The sequence below is a fragment of the Bradyrhizobium sp. Tv2a-2 genome, assembly GCF_000472425.1.
In the GTDB taxonomy this organism is placed as follows: domain Bacteria; phylum Pseudomonadota; class Alphaproteobacteria; order Rhizobiales; family Xanthobacteraceae; genus Bradyrhizobium.
Window position 1 is genome coordinate 99,774 of sequence record NZ_AXAI01000011.1, and the last position, 16,161, is coordinate 115,934.

12 protein-coding genes are annotated in these 16,161 nt (G+C 65.4%); 8 read left to right on the forward strand and 4 right to left on the reverse strand.

What is annotated here, in order from left to right; genetic code table 11:
• The first annotated feature begins 2 nt into the window (after positions 1-2).
• Positions 3-800 (forward strand): ABC transporter ATP-binding protein, encoded by a 798-nt coding sequence (locus A3AI_RS0123240; protein ID WP_024517885.1) that lies wholly within the window; start codon positions 3-5, stop codon positions 798-800.
• A 25-nt stretch (positions 801-825) separates the two neighbouring features.
• Entirely contained in the window at positions 826-1,704 is an 879-nt protein-coding gene (locus tag A3AI_RS0123245; protein ID WP_024517886.1) for an MlaD family protein, read from the forward strand.
• Positions 1,705-1,838: 134 nt separating this feature from the next.
• On the opposite strand, the gene A3AI_RS0123250 is transcribed toward A3AI_RS0123245, so the two are convergent.
• The gene (locus tag A3AI_RS0123250) at positions 1,839-7,469 is read right to left on the reverse strand and encodes an apolipoprotein A-IV repeat region-like domain-containing protein (protein WP_024517887.1); all 5,631 of its coding nucleotides are present in this window, start codon (positions 7,467-7,469) and stop codon (positions 1,839-1,841) included.
• Positions 7,470-7,855: 386 nt separating this feature from the next.
• Between A3AI_RS0123250 and A3AI_RS0123255 the strand changes: the two genes are divergently transcribed.
• The 3 genes from A3AI_RS0123255 to rocD all read left to right on the forward strand — a co-directional run bounded on the left by A3AI_RS0123255 (position 7,856) and on the right by rocD (position 9,983).
• Positions 7,856-8,230 carry an Hpt domain-containing protein gene (locus tag A3AI_RS0123255; protein WP_024517888.1) on the forward strand — a complete coding sequence of 125 codons (375 nt, stop codon included), beginning with the start codon at positions 7,856-7,858 and terminating at the stop codon, positions 8,228-8,230.
• Between the two features lie 77 nt (positions 8,231-8,307).
• Positions 8,308-8,628, forward strand: a complete 321-nt coding sequence (locus A3AI_RS0123260) for a 2Fe-2S iron-sulfur cluster-binding protein (RefSeq protein ID WP_024517889.1) — start codon at positions 8,308-8,310, stop codon at positions 8,626-8,628.
• A 122-nt stretch (positions 8,629-8,750) separates the two neighbouring features.
• Complete coding sequence (rocD, locus tag A3AI_RS0123265; protein ID WP_024517890.1) at positions 8,751-9,983, forward strand: ornithine--oxo-acid transaminase; 1,233 nt, start codon at positions 8,751-8,753, stop codon at positions 9,981-9,983.
• Between the two features lie 26 nt (positions 9,984-10,009).
• On the opposite strand, the gene A3AI_RS0123270 is transcribed toward rocD, so the two are convergent.
• On the reverse strand, positions 10,010-11,107 hold the full coding sequence (locus A3AI_RS0123270) for an adenylate/guanylate cyclase domain-containing protein (RefSeq protein WP_024517891.1): 1,098 nt from the start codon (positions 11,105-11,107) through the stop codon (positions 10,010-10,012).
• A 134-nt stretch (positions 11,108-11,241) separates the two neighbouring features.
• On the opposite strand from A3AI_RS0123270, the gene A3AI_RS0123280 reads away from it, so the two are divergent.
• Entirely contained in the window at positions 11,242-11,700 is a 459-nt protein-coding gene (locus A3AI_RS0123280) for an SRPBCC family protein (protein WP_024517892.1), read from the forward strand.
• Positions 11,701-11,727: 27 nt separating this feature from the next.
• On the opposite strand, the gene amaB is transcribed toward A3AI_RS0123280, so the two are convergent.
• Positions 11,728-13,245: an L-piperidine-6-carboxylate dehydrogenase gene (gene amaB, locus A3AI_RS0123285; protein ID WP_024517893.1), complete on the reverse strand. Its 1,518-nt coding sequence runs from the start codon at positions 13,243-13,245 to the stop codon at positions 11,728-11,730.
• Positions 13,246-13,255: 10 nt separating this feature from the next.
• Entirely contained in the window at positions 13,256-13,723 is a 468-nt protein-coding gene (locus tag A3AI_RS0123290) for an acyl-CoA thioesterase (RefSeq protein WP_024517894.1), read from the reverse strand.
• 163 nt (positions 13,724-13,886) lie between these two features.
• Here A3AI_RS0123290 and A3AI_RS0123295 point away from each other — a divergent pair, with 163 nt between their 5' ends.
• Both A3AI_RS0123295 and A3AI_RS0123300 read left to right on the forward strand, forming a co-directional pair.
• Positions 13,887-14,915 (forward strand): NAD(P)/FAD-dependent oxidoreductase, encoded by a 1,029-nt coding sequence (locus A3AI_RS0123295; RefSeq protein ID WP_024517895.1) that lies wholly within the window; start codon positions 13,887-13,889, stop codon positions 14,913-14,915.
• A gap of 143 nt (positions 14,916-15,058) precedes the next feature.
• On the forward strand, positions 15,059-15,652 hold the full coding sequence (locus A3AI_RS0123300) for a DUF2147 domain-containing protein (protein WP_198030188.1): 594 nt from the start codon (positions 15,059-15,061) through the stop codon (positions 15,650-15,652).
• Positions 15,653-16,161: the final 509 nt, after the last annotated feature.

Below are 16,161 nucleotides of genomic sequence, written 5' to 3' on the forward strand. Positions count from 1 at the left end.
CGATGACGCAGCCCGCTCCTTCGCCAACGCCTGCGCCTGCGCCCGTCGAGGCGATCATCCGCGTCCGCGACATCACGGTGCAGTTCGGCGCCACGCGTGTGCTCGACGGACTCAATCTCGACGTCAAGCGCGGCGAGATCCTCGGCTTCGTCGGCCCCTCCGGTGCGGGCAAATCGGTGCTGACCCGCACCATCATTGGCCTGGTGCCCAAGGTCAGCGGGCATATCGAAGTGTTCGGCGTCGACCTCGATGCGGCAAGCGCCTCGGCGCGACGGGCAGTCGAGCGCCGCTGGGGCATCCTGTTCCAGCAGGGCGCGCTGTTCTCCTCGCTCACGGTGCGGCAGAACATCCAGTTTCCGGTGCGCGAATATCTGAAGGTCTCGCAGCGGCTGCTCGACGAGATCATGGTCGCCAAGCTCGGCATGGTCGGGTTGCGACCCGAGGTCGCCGATCGCTTTCCCTCGGAACTGTCGGGCGGCATGATCAAGCGCGTGGCGCTCGCACGGGCGCTCGCTCTCGATCCGGAACTCGTGTTCTTGGACGAGCCGACCTCGGGATTGGATCCGATCGGCGCCGGCGATTTTGACGAGCTTGTCCGCACCCTGCAACGCACTTTGGGGCTGACCGTTTTCATGGTAACGCACGATCTGGACAGCCTTTACACGGCTTGTGACCGGATTGCCGTTCTAGGGAACGGTAAGATCATTGCAGCCGGATCGATGGCCGATATGCAGGCCTCGCAACATCCCTGGCTGCGGCAATATTTCCACGGCAAGCGTGCACGCGCTGTCATGGGATAGTCGGAAGCATACCGGAGTTGGTTTGATGGAGACGAGGGCGAATTACGTCCTGATCGGGGCGTTCACGCTGGCCGTAATCGCGGCAGCGTTCGGCTTCGTCCTGTGGTTTCAGAGCCTGCACACCACCAAGGCGCGAGGTCCCCTGCGCATCATTTTCGAGGGCCCCGCGGCAGGCCTGCGCAACGGCGGCAGTGTGAATTTCAACGGTATCCGAGTGGGCGAGGTGATCTCGGTCAAGCTCGACAATCCGCGCCGCGTGGTGGCGCTGGCCATGGTCGAGAACTCGGCTCCCCTTCGGAAAGACACCCTCGTCGGGCTCGAATTCCAGGGCTTGACTGGCGTCGCCGCCATCTCGCTCAAGGGTGGCGACGAGGCCGCGCCGCCGGTGCCTTTGGACGAGGACGGCGTGCCCACCCTGACCGCCGATCCGAACCGGCTGCAGGACGTGACGGAGGCGATCCGCGGCACCTTGCAGAACATCAACCGGGTGGTTGCCGACAATCAGGAGTCGGTGAAGAACTCGCTGCATAATCTCGAGACCTTCACGGCTTCGCTCGCGCGCAACTCCGAACGGCTCGACAATGTGATGTCGCGGGTCGACGGCGTCATGGGCAAGGCCGACAATCTGATGGTCGGCCTCAACACGCTTGCCGGCGGCAAGGATGGCGGGGAGCTCTTCCAAACGGTGAAGTCAATCCGGGAGCTTGCGGAAGATTTCGACAAGCGCTCGGGCAGCTTAATGACCGACGGCCGCAAGACGCTCTCCGACATCAGCCGCGCCGTGAACAATTTCGACCGCAACCCGACCCGCGTCCTGTTCGGCGCCAGCAACAGCTCGCAAGCCGCGCCACCTCCGCCCCCGCCGCCCGCCGCTCCGGCGGCGACCGAGAGGAAGCGACAGTAGCGGGCAAATATGAGGGGCGAATAGCGAAGCAGGGAAATTGCGAGTGCTGCTCGCTGCGCTTGCGATCACCAAAACAAAACGGAGGCCGAGCGGCCTCCGTTTCCATTCACTACGGGCTATTCGCTATTCGCCGGTCATCCCAGCCGTCCCGCCGCATGCGCGAGCAGGGTGTAGACCAGGCCCGTCTCCGAGACGAGGTGGCCGCGCAGCGCCTGCGGGTTGCGGTCCTCACGGGCGACGTCGTCAAGCAGCCGCTCGAACTCGGCGATATAGCGGTCGACCGTCTGCTTGAAGGCGCGGTCGGCGCGGTACTTGCGGGCAACCTCATCGAAGGCCTTCTGGCCGGCCGGTGTGTAGAGGCGCTTGGCGAAGGCCTTGTTCTCGCCGCGCTGGTAACGGTCCCACATCTCGCCGGCGAGGCTGCGGTCCATCAGGCGTCCGATGTCGAGCGACAGCGACTCCAGCGGGTTGCCGCCGCCGCCCTGGGCAGGCTGCTGTGGCGGCGCGGTGCGGCCGCGCGGCGTCTCCCGAGCCGGGCCGGCGGCGGCGCCGGCGTCGGCACGGTTCAACAGGTCGGAGAGCCAGCCGTCGCGGCCCTGGTCCGTGCTCGCCGGGCTGACCGGCGGGGCCTCGGTGCGGCGCGAGGAGGGCGTGCCGAGATCCGGCGGCGGCAGCGTCGAGGCACTGCCCACGTCGCGCATCCGCGTCTCGTTGCGACCGTTGACGGCCGCGGCCATCACCGGCTCGTCCTGGCGCTGCTGCGCGATCGCGCGGCCCTGGCCGACGACATCGAGACCGCGGCCGTGCTGGGCGACGATGCGGTTCAGCTCCGCCAGCGCCTCGATCTGGTCCACGATCACCTTGCGCATCTGCGCGGTGCTTTCGGCGGCCTCCTGCGGCATTTCGAGCACGCCGCGGCGCAGCTCGTTGCGGGTGGTCTCGAGCTCGTGGTGCATCTCGGCCGCCATCTGCTTCATGCTGGAAACGAGATTGGCGAACTTGTCAGCGGATTGCTTGAACATCGTATCCGCCTCTTCCGTCGTCGTCCGGTAGATGTCGTGCATGGCCTCGATGGTCTGCCGTTGCTCTTCCTCCGACGCTGTGCGCACCGCGTCGAACTGCCGCGTAATGGCAGCCGAGCCTGCGCCCGCGGTCTCCGCGACGACCCGCGCGATGTCGCGCGCCCGCTCTTCGGCGGCGGCGAGCGATTCATCGAGCAGGTTGGTGAAGCGCGACAGCCGCTGGTCGAGGTCGGTGGTGCGCAGGTCGATGGTGGTGACGAGCGATTCCAGCGTTGCCTTACGTTCGGCGACGGACGTGGTCGTGTTGCGGTTGGCCTGCTCGACCACGGCTGCTGCCTCCATCAGCGCCCGGCCATGGGCATCGAACTGGCCGGACAGCTCGCCGAGATTGTGCAGCGCCTTCGTCGTCTTGTCGTTGAAGACGTTGAGCTGGTCCTCGAGCGTCTGCGTCGCCGCGCCGTTGCGCGAGGTGACATCGTTCATGGCCGAGACGAAGTCGGCCACGCGCGTCACCAGTGCGCGTTCCAGCGAGTTGAGGTTGTCGTGGGCACCGGTGAGCACCTCCTGCAGCAGGATGTTGCCCTCGCGCAGCCGTTCGAACAGGGCCACCGTGTCGCTACGCAGGATCTTGCTGGTCTCCTGCATTTCGGTGACCGCCGCAACGGAGACCTGGCGCGACTGCTCGATCGCCGCCCGCGAGGCCTGCTCCAGGTCCTTCAGCGACTTGTTGATGGAGTTGGTCGCCATCTCGCCAGCCGCCGTGATGGTGCGCGCCACATCATTGCCGTTGCCCGTCATCGATTGCGAGAAGCTCTGGCCGCGGGTCTCGATCGACTTCAACGCATCCGTGGTGGCGCGGTCGATATCGAGCGTCAGCTGGTTGGTCTTGCCCGCCAGCGCATCGACCAGCACGCCGCGCTTGGCGTCGATCATCTGCGACAGGCGCTCGGCCTGTTGCTGGACGTAGCTCACGATCTCGTCGGTCTTGCCGGTCATCGCCGAGCCGAACGAGGAACTGGCGCCGAGCACGGAACGCTCGATGTCGGCGGCAGTCGACTTGATCCGAGCCGCAACTTCGTTGGAGACGCCGATCAGCGAGTTCTGGGCGCTGAACGTGCTGGTCTGGATGCTGTCGGTGCTGCTGGCGGTGGCGGCAACCAGCGAGCGCTCGATCTCCGATGAAATCGTTTTGATCTGGCTTGCCGCATCCGCCGAGGTCGCGGCGAGTGAGCCGTGCGCCTCGCGCGCGCTGTTGAGGATGGATGCCGCCGTATCGGCGCCGACCGCGGAGAGGGTGCGCTCCACGTCGGCGGCGAGCGACTTGACGTGATTGGCGGCTTCCGAAGAAGCCGTCACCAGCGTGGCCTGCGCCTCGCGCGCGCCGCCGGTGATGGTCTCGACGGTCATGCTTCCCGCAGCGCTCAGCGTGCGGTGCACGTCGGCGGCCAGCGATTTCACATGGCTCGCCGCCTCCGACGAGGTCGCGATGAGTGAGGCCTGTGCGTCGCGGGCACCGACGGTGATGGTTTCGACGGCCGTGCTTCCCGCTGCGGTCAGTGCGCGCTGCACGTCGGCCGCGAGCGACTTCACATGGCTTGCCGCCTCCGACGAGGCCGCGATGAGTGTGGCCTGTGCGTCGCGAGCGCCGCCAGTGATGGTCTCGGCCGTCGTGGTTCCGGCGATGGACAGCGAGCGCTGCACGTCGGCGGTCAGCGACTTGACGTGATTGGCGGATTCCGAGGAGGTCGCGACCAGCGTGGCCTGGGCTTCGCGGGCACCGGTGGTGATGGACTCGGCGGTGGTGGCGCCGGCCATGGTGAGCGCGCGCTGCATCTCGGCCGCCATCACCTTCATCTGGTTGGCGATTTCCGACGACGCGTTCATCAGCGTGCCATGCGCCTCGCGGGCGCCGGACGTGATCGATTCGGCCGTCGTGGTGCCGGCCAGCGACAGCGAACGCTGCACGTCGACGGCGAGCGACTTGACCTGGTTGGTCGAGTCTGCGGAAGCGTTGACCAGCGTGCTCTGGACTTCGCGCGCGCCGGCGAGAATGGAGGCGGCGGTCGCGGAACCCGCGGCCGACAGCGCCCGCTCCACGTCCATCGAAAGGGTCTTGATCTGGTTGGCCGCATCGCTCGATGCCGTCACCAGCGTCGACTGTGCCTCGCGGGCGCTGTTGAGGATCGCACTGGCTGAACCGGTGCCGACTGCGGTCAGGGCGCGCTCGACCTCAGAGGAGGTCAGCTTGAGCTGCGCGCCCACGTCCGAGGATACGGTGAGCAGCGACTGCTGGGCGGTGCGGGCACCGGTCTGGATGGTTTCGCTGGTGTTGACGACGAGGTTGGTCAGCGAGCGTTCGGCGTCCTCGACATGCGACTTGATGCTGGTCGACAGCAGCTCCGCGCGCGCCATCAGGTCTTCGCTGGCCTGGCGGCCGCTGCTTTCGATGCGGCCGGCCACGGCTTCCACGCGCGAGCCGAGCAGGTCCTCGAACTGCGCGACGCGCTGGTCTATATCGCTCGCGATACCGCCGACCCTGGTCTCGATGCTCTGGTGGATATCCTGGAAACGTGCGGTGACGGTGTCGGTGAGCGCTGCGCTACGGCCGTTGATGGTCTCGGAGACGCCGACGATGCGGCGGTCGATGGCGTCCATCGCCTGCGCCGTACCCTCGGTGAGCGAGGAGGTGAGGTTGGTGAGGCGCGAATCGATGGAGTGAATGATCTGCGCCGCGCCGTCGGACATCGACGAGGAGAGCAGGCCGATGCGGCTGTCGATGGTCTCTGTGACCGACTTGGCGCGCGTATCGAACGATTGCTCGAGCATCTGGAGCCGGCCGTCGACGGATTCGTCGAACGACTTCACCCGGCCGTCCAGCGCGGTGTCGAGGTTGGTGATGCGGCCGTCCAGCGCACTGTGCAGGGTCGCGATCTTGTTCTCAAGCGAGCTGTCGAGGGTCGAGATCTTGCTGTCGAGCGAGATGTCGAGATTGGCGACGCGCTCCTGCATGCCGGTTTCGAACTGGGCCAGCCGCTGATCCATCGCGCCCGTGATGCTGTCGCCGCTTGCGGTGACGCGGCTGTCGAAATTCTCGACATAGTTCTTCAGCGAGGTGGAGATGTCCTGGGTGCGCTCGCCCATCCGCTCGACGATCTCGCCGCCGAAGGTTTTGACGGTGCGGTCGAACTCCGAGATGTGGCGGGTGATCAGCGCGCCGAGTGTGCCCGAATCGCGGGCGAACTTCTCGACCAGCTCCGAGCCCTGGTTGCGCACCAGCTCGTCGAAGGCGTTGATCTGGAGCGACAGCGTGTCGTGCGTGCTCTCGGTCTGGGTCACCACCTTGGTGACCAGCGCGTTGACGGTCGCATCCAGCGCTTCGCTCGCCTTGTCGCCGCTGGTCAGCACCTGGTTGGCGAGCCGGTTGCCGGCCTCGTCGATCTTGGTGACGAGATCGTTGCTGCGCAGCTCGAGCTCGAGCAGCAGGGAGTCGCCGGAGTTTTTCAGGGAATCGTGCACCTGCTCGGTGCGCTCCGAAATACCTTCCACGACGGCCGATGAACGCTGCTCGAACTCGGCCGTGATGCGGTCGATGCGCTCGTTGAGCATGTCGTGGACGCGGTCGGCGAGGTCGACGAACTCGTCGTGCACGTGGCCGGTCTTGAAGTTGAGGCTCGTGGTTAGCCGCTCGCTCGCATCGAGCACGGCACGGGTGGTCTCCGCGCTTGCTTCCTCGAGACGGTCGAGCAGATCGCCGCCGCGCTCGCCGAGCGCGAGGATCATGTTGTCGCCGGCATTGCTGAGCGCAGCGGTGATATGGGCGCCGCGCTCTTCCAGCGCGCCGGTGATGCTCTTGGCGACCTCGTCGACGCGCGAGGCGATCGCGTCCGAGATCAGCGCGATGTCGTGGCGCAGATCGATCTGTACGCCGGAAATGGCGCTGCGCACCTGCTCGGCCTGGCCGACCAGGTTGTCGCGCTGATGGGCGATATCCTGCAGCAACGCCCGAATCCGCACCTCGTTGTCGGAATAGGCGCGCTCGATCGCGGCGACCTCGTTGGCGACGAGGGTTTCAAGCTCGCCGGCGCGCGCGACCGCGCGTTCGATGCCGTCTCCCATGGCGGCGACTTCGCGGCGGATTGCTTGGCCGACGGTAACCATGGAATCGCTTGCGGTGCCCTCGGGCTCCGAGAAGCGGATCGCGACCTGCGCCATCGATTGCGCGATCATGCGCAATTCCTGGCCGCGCCAGGCGAGGTTTGCGAGGAAATAGATCAAAAGCACTGGCGCGAAGAACACGGCGGCAAGGCCGGCGAGCGCCACGACGCCGCTGACGCCCTGGCCCATCGCCGCGTGCAACGAGGGCAGGAAGGCAAAGGTCAGAAGTCCACAGCCAACCACCCAGACGCCGGCGAAGATGCTTGCGATGGTGTAGGCGCTGCGGGCCGGCCGGCCTCTCTGAATTGCCTGCAGAGCCTGACCAATGGCTTCGCGGTCGTCGTTGGCGGGACGACGCGTCTGCCTGATCTCGTCGATCGACTCGAAGGCCGGGCCGTCATTGTTCGGGCGCACCTCGAAGCTCGGCTCATTGAACGATGTCGTCGGGTTCACCGGAAGCGGCGGCACATCATCGCGCGCCGCGCTGCGGGGACTTTCGGAAGCGGGATCGTTGATATTCAAAGCTTCCTGAATGGCAGAAAGCGCGACTTCTGTAGGGTCTTTGACCTTCTTGGGGTTGTTCGCCATGTTGAGTCTGAGCCCTCTTTGTACTCACGCAATCACCGAGCCTGCTGTGAGCGCCCCGCAGACTCGAGAGTCGGTATTATGCTTCGCGTGGCGTCAAAACGCGGCCAGCACCGGCTTGTCCACGACATTGCCAACATCCTATTGGTTGAACGGACCGAAAGGAATGGCTCCAATTAATACAATCTTAATCATCGTTAACAGCATTTCGCCGTAACGGCTTAGAAATCCACGAACTTCCAACAAGCCTTTTGTGAATTGGGCGACTCTTCGTCAAAATGAAGGCAGCACTGCGGCGAGTGCCGAAAGCCCCCGTTAAACACTCCCATGATTGGTTTGCCTCGAGCCTTGGTTCCCGGCCGCGCCTGGCAAGGCTGTAAGGTTTTGCCATGCCATCACCGCCGCTCCTCGACCGGATTTCGTCAACGCCGCTCGTTCCCGGCGAGGCGCCGATCGACGTCGAGCATCTTGCGCGCATGACGCTTGGCGATGGTGCGCTCCGGCGCGAGGTCCTGGCGATGTTCCTCAGGCAGACCGGTGACCTGCTGGGCCGGCTCGCCGCGCACCCGCGCGAGGGCGCGGCCCTGGCGCACACATTGAAAGGCTCGGCGCGCGCGGTCGGCGCATTCGGCATCGCGGCCTGTGCAGAGTCCCTGGAACGTTCCATCCGCCAGGGTGTGGACCCGTCAACGGCATTGGCCGAGCTTGCGGCCGCGGTCGCCGAGGCCCACGCCTCGATTGAGGTCATTTTAGCCCAGCCCTGAGCTAGCGCGGGGCGGAACGACCCGTTATAGGACAGCCCGGACCCTATCAATTCCGCATTCCGGCAGCACGAGCGATCATGGCCAAAATCCACTTTGTCGACCATCACGGCGAAACCCGCACTGTTGAAATCGAGAACGGCGCAACCGTCATGGAAGCGGCCATCCGCAACGCCATTCCGGGCATCGAGGCCGAATGCGGCGGGGCCTGCGCCTGCGCCACCTGCCATGTCTATGTCGACGAATCCTGGCGCGAGAAGGTCGGTCCGCCCTCGCCGATGGAGGAGGACATGCTGGATTTTGGCTTCGACGTGCGGCCGAATTCGCGCCTGTCCTGCCAGATCAAGGTCACCGACGAGCTCGACGGTCTGACGGTCTCGACACCCGAGCGGCAGGCGTAACCCCCGGAAACACCCGGACTTAAGCTTACCTCGCGAATCACTCACGCTGCCGGTCTCCCGGCGGGCGCCTGCGCTCCCCATATCGGGGGTAAGGGCATCCCTGCCTTGCGACGGAGGGTGTCATGAGCGACCGCGACCTCGAGGCCCGTTTCGGCGCCGGCAATTACGCGCCGCTTCCCGTCACCATCGTGCGCGGCGACGGCGTCCATTTGTGGGACGATCAGGGCCGGCGCTACATCGACATGATGGGCGCCTATTCTGCCGTCAGCTTCGGTCATTGCCATCCGCGCCTGATCGAGGCGCTCGCCGCGCAGGCACGACGGCTCGATACCATCTCCCGCGCTTACTTCAGTGATCGGCTCGGCCCGTTCCTGGCACGTGCCTGCGAGCTGACCGGCATGGACGCTGCGCTGCCCATGAACAGCGGGGCGGAGGCGGTCGAGACCGCGCTCAAGGCCGCGCGCAAATGGGCCTACAAGGTCAAGGGCGTTGCCGCCGACCGCGCGGAGATCATCGCCTGCGAGGGCAACTTCCATGGCCGCACCATCACCATCACCGGCTTCTCGTCGGTTGCGCAATACCGCGACGGCTTTGGGCCGTTCGCTCCAGGCTTCAGGCTCGTCCCCTTTGCCGATACCGCCGCGCTTGAGGCTGCGATCACGCCTGACACTGCGGCCTTCCTGGTCGAACCTGTGCAGGGCGAGGCCGGCATCATCGTCCCGCCGAAGGGCTATCTTGCCGAGGCGGCGCGGATCTGCCGTGAGCACAACGTGCTGCTGATCGCGGACGAAGTGCAGAGCGGCCTTGGCCGCACCGGAAAGCTGTTGGCCTGCGAGCATGAGGGCGTCATCCCGGACGGGCTGACGCTGGGCAAGGCGCTCGGCGGCGGGTTGCTGCCGGTCTCGATGTTCCTGGCGCGCCACGAGGTGATGGACGTGTTCAAGCCCGGCGATCACGGCAGCACCTTCGGTGGCAATCCGATCGCCGCAGCCGTCGGCCTTGCCGCGCTGGACACGCTGGTCGAGGAGAGGCTGAGCGAACGCGCGGCGCAGACTGGCACCCATCTGCTGCAGCGTCTGCGCGGCATCAACAATCCGCTCATTCGCGAGGTCCGGGGCATCGGCCTGTTCGCGGGTGTCGAGCTTGATCCGGCACGTGCAAACGCCGGCGCGGTGGTGCGTCGGCTGATCGATGTCGGCGTGCTCACCAAGGACACCCATCGCAACACCATTCGCTTCGCGCCGCCCTTGATCATCAGCGAAAGCGAGGTCGACTGGGCGATCGACCGTTTCGCCGAGGTGATTGATGCAACGATGTCGGCTTCGCCCGAGCCGATTACGGAATCGTCCAGCTAGGTTTCCTGCTCGTTCGCCATCGGTACTCATCGTCCCTCGTCCGGCAAGGCGAACACCGCGCAGGGCGAGGCGATGCCGCGCAAGGCATGCGCACCAAGCGGTATCAGGCCGGGATCGGCATGGGCGGCGACCACTCCCGAAATCAACACCGAGCGGTTCAACGGTTTGCACAAGCCTTCGAGCCGGCTGACAAGATTGACGGCAGGCCCGATTGCGGTGAAGTCCAGCCGATCGGCCGCGCCGATATTGCCCCAGAAGATGTCGCCGGCATGCAGCGCCGCACCGAAGCCGAGCGGCTGCAGTCCCTGTTGTTGCCGGATCGTGTTGAGATGCGCCATGCCGGCGCGAGCCGCTTTCACCGCATGCAGCGCGGCACGGCAGGCATCGCCCGGGCTGTCGTCGGTCACCGGGAAGATCGCGAGCATCCCGTCGCCGATGAACTTCAATACCTCTCCGCCGAAGGCATGGGTCGCCCCGGCGATGCGGTCGAACCAGGCGTTGAGAGTTGCGACCACCGTCGCTGCAGATGCCGCTTCCGACAGCTCGGTGAAGCCGCGGAGATCGGCAAACAACAGCGCCGCCTGGATGGTCTCGCCGAAATCGCGGCGCAGCGGCCCTGACAGGACCCGCGCGGCGCTGCGCTTGCCGAGATACGCATTGAGCGCAGCGCTCATCATGGCGCGTGCCGACAGCGCTGCGAGCGGTGCGGCAGCAAAGCGCGCGGCCTGTGCGAGCTGATCGATCTCGGCCCGAGAGAATGGCCGCGCACCGATCCAGCCAAACGCGGCCGCGCTCAGGCCGCTTCCGAATGCGTGCTCGTGGACCTGTCCGTTGCCGATCTCCGCAAGCCAGCTATGGCCGGCCGGATCCAGCCCATTCGCCCGTGGTTCTGTCGACGGCAGAAGGCCAAAGCCGAGCGCCTCGATCACGTCGGCGGACGCTGCCCGCCAGAGCCAGGTGCGGCGGGCGACGATCGGATCCGGCACGTCGATCGTCAGCGCGCCGCCGGCGAGGGGCAGGCCGTCCCCGACGAGGCGCCTGGCGAGCTCGGCCAGGAATCGATCGTGACTGGCGGTTGCGCTGGCCTCGTCGACAAGCCAGGAGAGAGTCGCTGGCAGTTGCATGGCGGCAATCATGGGTTCGCACGGTTCCGTTGTCTATCTGCGCGCGTTTTGCACGTTAACGCGCGCGCCGCGATATGCTTTGATGGTCGACGGCCGGCTGCCAAGCACCGGCTTGCCAATCGAGGAGAGCGGCGATGAATGAATCGCTCGTGGTCCGGCGCGAGACGCAAATTGCAGCGCCCCCCGCCACCGTTTTCGCGTTCCTGACCGATCCGGACAAGATCCTGCGCTGGATGGGGACTGAGGCGGCAACCGAACCGCATCCAGGCGGGCTTTACCTGATCAGGGGCGTCGGCGGCACGCATAACCGCACGGCGCGCGGAGCGTTTCGCGAAGTTGTTCCGGTTCATCGTCTGGCCTACACGTTCGGCTGGGACGGCGACGACATCGTGCCGCCAGGCTCCGGTCTGATCGAGATCGACTTGATCGATCGGGACGGTGGCACGCTCGTGCGCATGACCCATAGCGGCTTGCCCAATGCCGAGCAGCGCGCCGGGCATGCGCGCGGCTGGGCGCATTATTTCGACCGGCTGGCGACAGCCGCCTCGGGCGGCAATCCCGGCAAGGATTTGGGACCGCAGCGCCCCGTCTGACGTCGCTCGCGATTGGATCGGAGCCGGTCATCCGATATCGAACTTCACTCCTTGGGCGAGCGGCAGGTCACGGCCGTAGTTGATGGTGCTGGTGACGCGCCGCATATAGGCCTTCCAGGAATCCGAGCCGGCCTCGCGGCCACCGCCGGTCTCCTTCTCGCCGCCAAATGCCCCGCCGATCTCGGCGCCCGACGGGCCGATGTTGACATTGGCGATGCCGCAATCCGATCCGGCGGCGGAAGTGAATTTTTCCACCTCGCGCATGTCCATGGAGAAGATCGAGGACGACAGGCCCTGTCGCACGCCATTGTGGAGAGCGAGCGCCTCGTCGAACTCGGTGTATTTCATCACATAGAGGATCGGTGCGAAGGTTTCCTCCAGCACCGGCCCGGTCTGATCAGGCATTTCGACCAGGGCAGGGCGCACATAGAAGGCGGAGGCGTGGCCCGCGACCTCGACGCGCTCGCCGCCGCTGACCTTGCCGCCGTGTTTCTCCGCGTCCGCAAGCGTCGCCTGCATCCTGCGGAAGGCGGCCTCGTCGATCAGCGGGCCGACCAGGTTGCCCGCATCGTCGAGCGGATTGCCGACGCGCAAACTGGCATAGGCCTGCTTGAGCTGCTTGATCAGCGCATCATGCACGCTGGCATGCACGATCAGGCGCCGCAGCGAGGTGCAGCGCTGGCCCGCGGTGCCGGCAGCGGCGAAGGTGATGGCGCGCAGCGCGAGCGCGAGATCGGCGGAGGGGCAGACGATCGAAGCGTTGTTGCCGCCGAGCTCGAGAATGGCGCGCGCAAAACGCTGCGCGAGCTTGGGACCGACCACCCGGCCCATCGCGGTCGAACCGGTTGCCGACACCAGCGGCACGCGCACATCGTCGACCAGCTGCTCGCCGACCTCGCGCCCGCCGATCACCAGCGTCGACAGACTGGCCGGCGCCTCGCCAAATCGCTGCGCCACCCGTTCGACCAGCGCCTGGACGGCGAGCGCGGTGAGCGGGGTCTTTTCCGAGGGCTTCCAGATCACCGGATTGCCGCAGACGAGCGCAAGTGCTGCGTTCCAGGCCCACACCGCGACGGGGAAATTGAAGGCGGTGATGATGCCGACGGGTCCTAACGGATACCACTGCTCCATCATGCGATGATTGGCGCGTTCGCTGGCGATTGTCAGTCCATAGAGCTGGCGGGACAGGCCGACGGCGAAGTCGCAGATGTCGATCATCTCCTGCACTTCGCCGAGCCCTTCGCTGACGATCTTGCCGGCTTCGATGGTCACGAGCTCGCCTAGCGCGGATTTTGCCGCACGCAATTCCTCGCCAAGCAAGCGCACGAACTCTCCGCGGCGTGGGGCCGGAACGGCGCGCCATTGAGCGAACGCCTTATCGGCGCGGGCCACCGCATCCGTGATGGCAGCGCCGTCCATGTCCGCGACATGGGCGATGATCTCGCCGGTCAGCGGCGAGCGCACCGCGCGGGCGCCGCGCGTGAAGCGATCGCTGCCGACGCCAAGCGTTGCGAGAAGGGATGTGGTACGGGCGGCGAGCGTCATGGCGAGGTCCTCAGCTTGTTCGTGTCGGCAGCGTGACGCCGGGGAGCAGCCAGCGCTTGAAGTTCTGGATTATCTCACCCGTCAGCGGCGTCGGCTTGCGCGTCGCTTCGTCAAGCAGCACGCTTACGGAACGGGCGGACGCGACGCACTGGCCGGCCGAGAACACGACCTGGTCGAAGCTCACCGAAGTGCGGCCGAATTTCGAGACCCCGAGCCCGAGCTCGATCGTGCCCGGCCAGCGCAGCTCGGCACGGAAGTGGATGTCGAGGCGGACCATGATCCAGGCAAACCCCTCCGGCATCAGCCCGTAGGAACGGTCCTTCATCAGAGTGACGCGGCCGGTCTCGAAATAGGTCGCATAAACCGCGTTGTTGACATGGTGGTTGGGGTCGAGGTCGGCAAAGCGCACATTGTCGGTCAGCCGGTAGGGAAAATCCTCCAGGAGGGGTGTGGAATCGAGGCGGGCGGGTGCGTTCACCGTGTGATCTCCGTCGTTTTGCGTCCCTTACAGCCGAGTTATCGCAGCCTCGCAAGTGGGTTGCGGACAGGTGGGGGCGGCCTTTATGTTTGGCCAGACAAGCCCAGCCCCATCCTGCCGGCGACAGAGTTTCCCGGTCGGGTCCAACCGATAAAGAAGCGATATGAGCGACGCGATCAAAACTGACGTGCTGATCATTGGCGCAGGTCCCTGCGGACTGTTCGCCGTGTTCGAACTGGGCCTTTTGGACATGAAGGCGCACCTGATCGACATTCTCGACAAGGTCGGCGGCCAGTGCGCCGAACTCTATCCGGAGAAGCCGATCTACGACATTCCGGGCATTCCGACCGTCAGCGGGCAGGGGCTCACGGACGCGCTGATGGAGCAGATCAAGCCGTTCCATCCGACCTTCCATCTCGGCGAGATGGTCGAGAAGGTCGAGAGGATCGGCGACCCCGGCTTCCGCGTCACCACCGACGACGGCAAAGTGTTCGAGTGCAAGGTGGTGGTGATCGCCGCCGGCGGTGGTTCGTTCCAGCCCAAGCGCCCGCCGGTGCCGGGCATCGAGGCCTATGAAGGCAGCTCGGTGTTCTATTCCGTGCGCAAGATGGAGCAGTTCCGCGACAAGGAGCTGCTGATCGTCGGCGGCGGCGATTCCGCGCTCGACTGGACGCTCAACTTGCATCCGCTCGCCAAGCGCGTCACGCTGCTGCACCGTCGCGACGATTTCCGCGCCGCGCCCCACAGCGTGGAGCAGATGCGCGCGCTGGTCGCCTCTGGCAAGATGGACCTCAAGATCGGCCAGGTCACCGAGCTCGCGGGCGCGAGCGGCAAGCTTGCGGGCGCCACTATCAAGCACAATGACAACTCGGTCACCAAGATCGACTGCGACACCATGCTGCCGTTCTTCGGGCTGACCATGAAGCTCGGCCCGGTCGCCGAATGGGGCATTGAGCTTGAGAACAATCTGGTTCCGGTCGAGACCAGCGCGTTCGAGACTAGCGTGCCCGGCATTTTCGCCATCGGCGACATCAACACCTATCCCGGCAAGCTGAAGCTTATTCTCTGCGGCTTCCACGAGGGCGCGCTGATGGCGCAGAAGGCTCACCGCTACGTCTATCCGGAGAAGCGCCTCGTGTTCCAGTATACGACGTCGTCCTCCAGCCTGCAGAAGAAGCTCGGAGTGAGCTAATTCCCTGAGCAATGTGGCCCGCCGCTCGCCTCGTACATTACGTGATGGAAAGGTTCGGGCGAGGGCACTGGAACCATCCTCGAAATGGCCGTAGTCTGCGGTGATTGAGGGCAGCCATTCAATTTGACGTGGTCAAGGTGACGATGATGCGGAAATTCTCGTTCGAAGTTCGGCGATTGCTGCCGCTGATGGTGGGGCTCACCATCTGGGCAGCTGCCGCCTGGCCTGCAGCAGCCGAGCCCTCGGCAGCAGGCATGTGGCAGAAGATCGAGGACGGCGAGCCCGTGCTTTACATCCTTGTCGTCGATCACAACGGGACCTTCGAAGGCGTGATGGCGAAGCTGTTTCCCAAGCCAGATGAGACGGGCGTTCCGATCTGTGCGAAATGCACCGACGACCGCAAGAACATGCCCTGGCTCGGCATCTCGTTCATCCGCGACATGAAGCGCAACGGTCTGAAATACGAGAACGGCAATGTCCTCGATCCGCGCGACGGCAAGATCTACAGCGCCAAGATGACCTTGAGCCCGGATGGCCAAACGCTGACATTGCGCGGCTATATCGGCATCTCGCTGCTCGGCCGCGACGAGACCTGGAACCGGCTGCCGGACAGCGCCATCGCCCAGATCGATCCCGCCATCATCACCAAATACCTGCCCGCCCAGGCCGCCGCGATGAAGCCGCTCGCCCCGGCGGCGGTGCCCGCCATGCAGAAGAAGCCGGCACCGGCGCACTAGCTCCTCTATTCGGTTTTCAAACAGCCAGGCATTCCGCTGTCATCGCCCGCGAAGGCTGGCGATCCAGTATTCCAGAAGCGTCTCAACGGGAACTCTGACGTCTCTGGACGAGAGAGACATGATTCCGCATTCTCGCGACGTATCCGCCCGAGCTTTGCATCTCCATTACCCTCGAAAATTCAGAGGGCACAGGGAAGGCCGGGTGGCCGCTGCACCCGGGGCTCCCGCGCAAAAGGAATTTGCGCGAGCGCGAAAACCACAGGTACAGGCGGTGACAACCGGCCTTCCCTGCGCAATGGTTTACGGCTTATACGCGTTCTCCTCGGTGAACCTTTCCGTTTGCCACCGTCGCCCGCGTGATGCGCAAGCATCATCGCGAACTTGAGCGCCGGACTTTGGGGCGCCAGGACCACGCGACTTCGCCGTCCGCAATCAGCGCCGCTCGTCAGTCAGCACGATCACGTCCATCGCATTCCGCTCCACGTTCGTGACGACGCGTACGCCCCTGA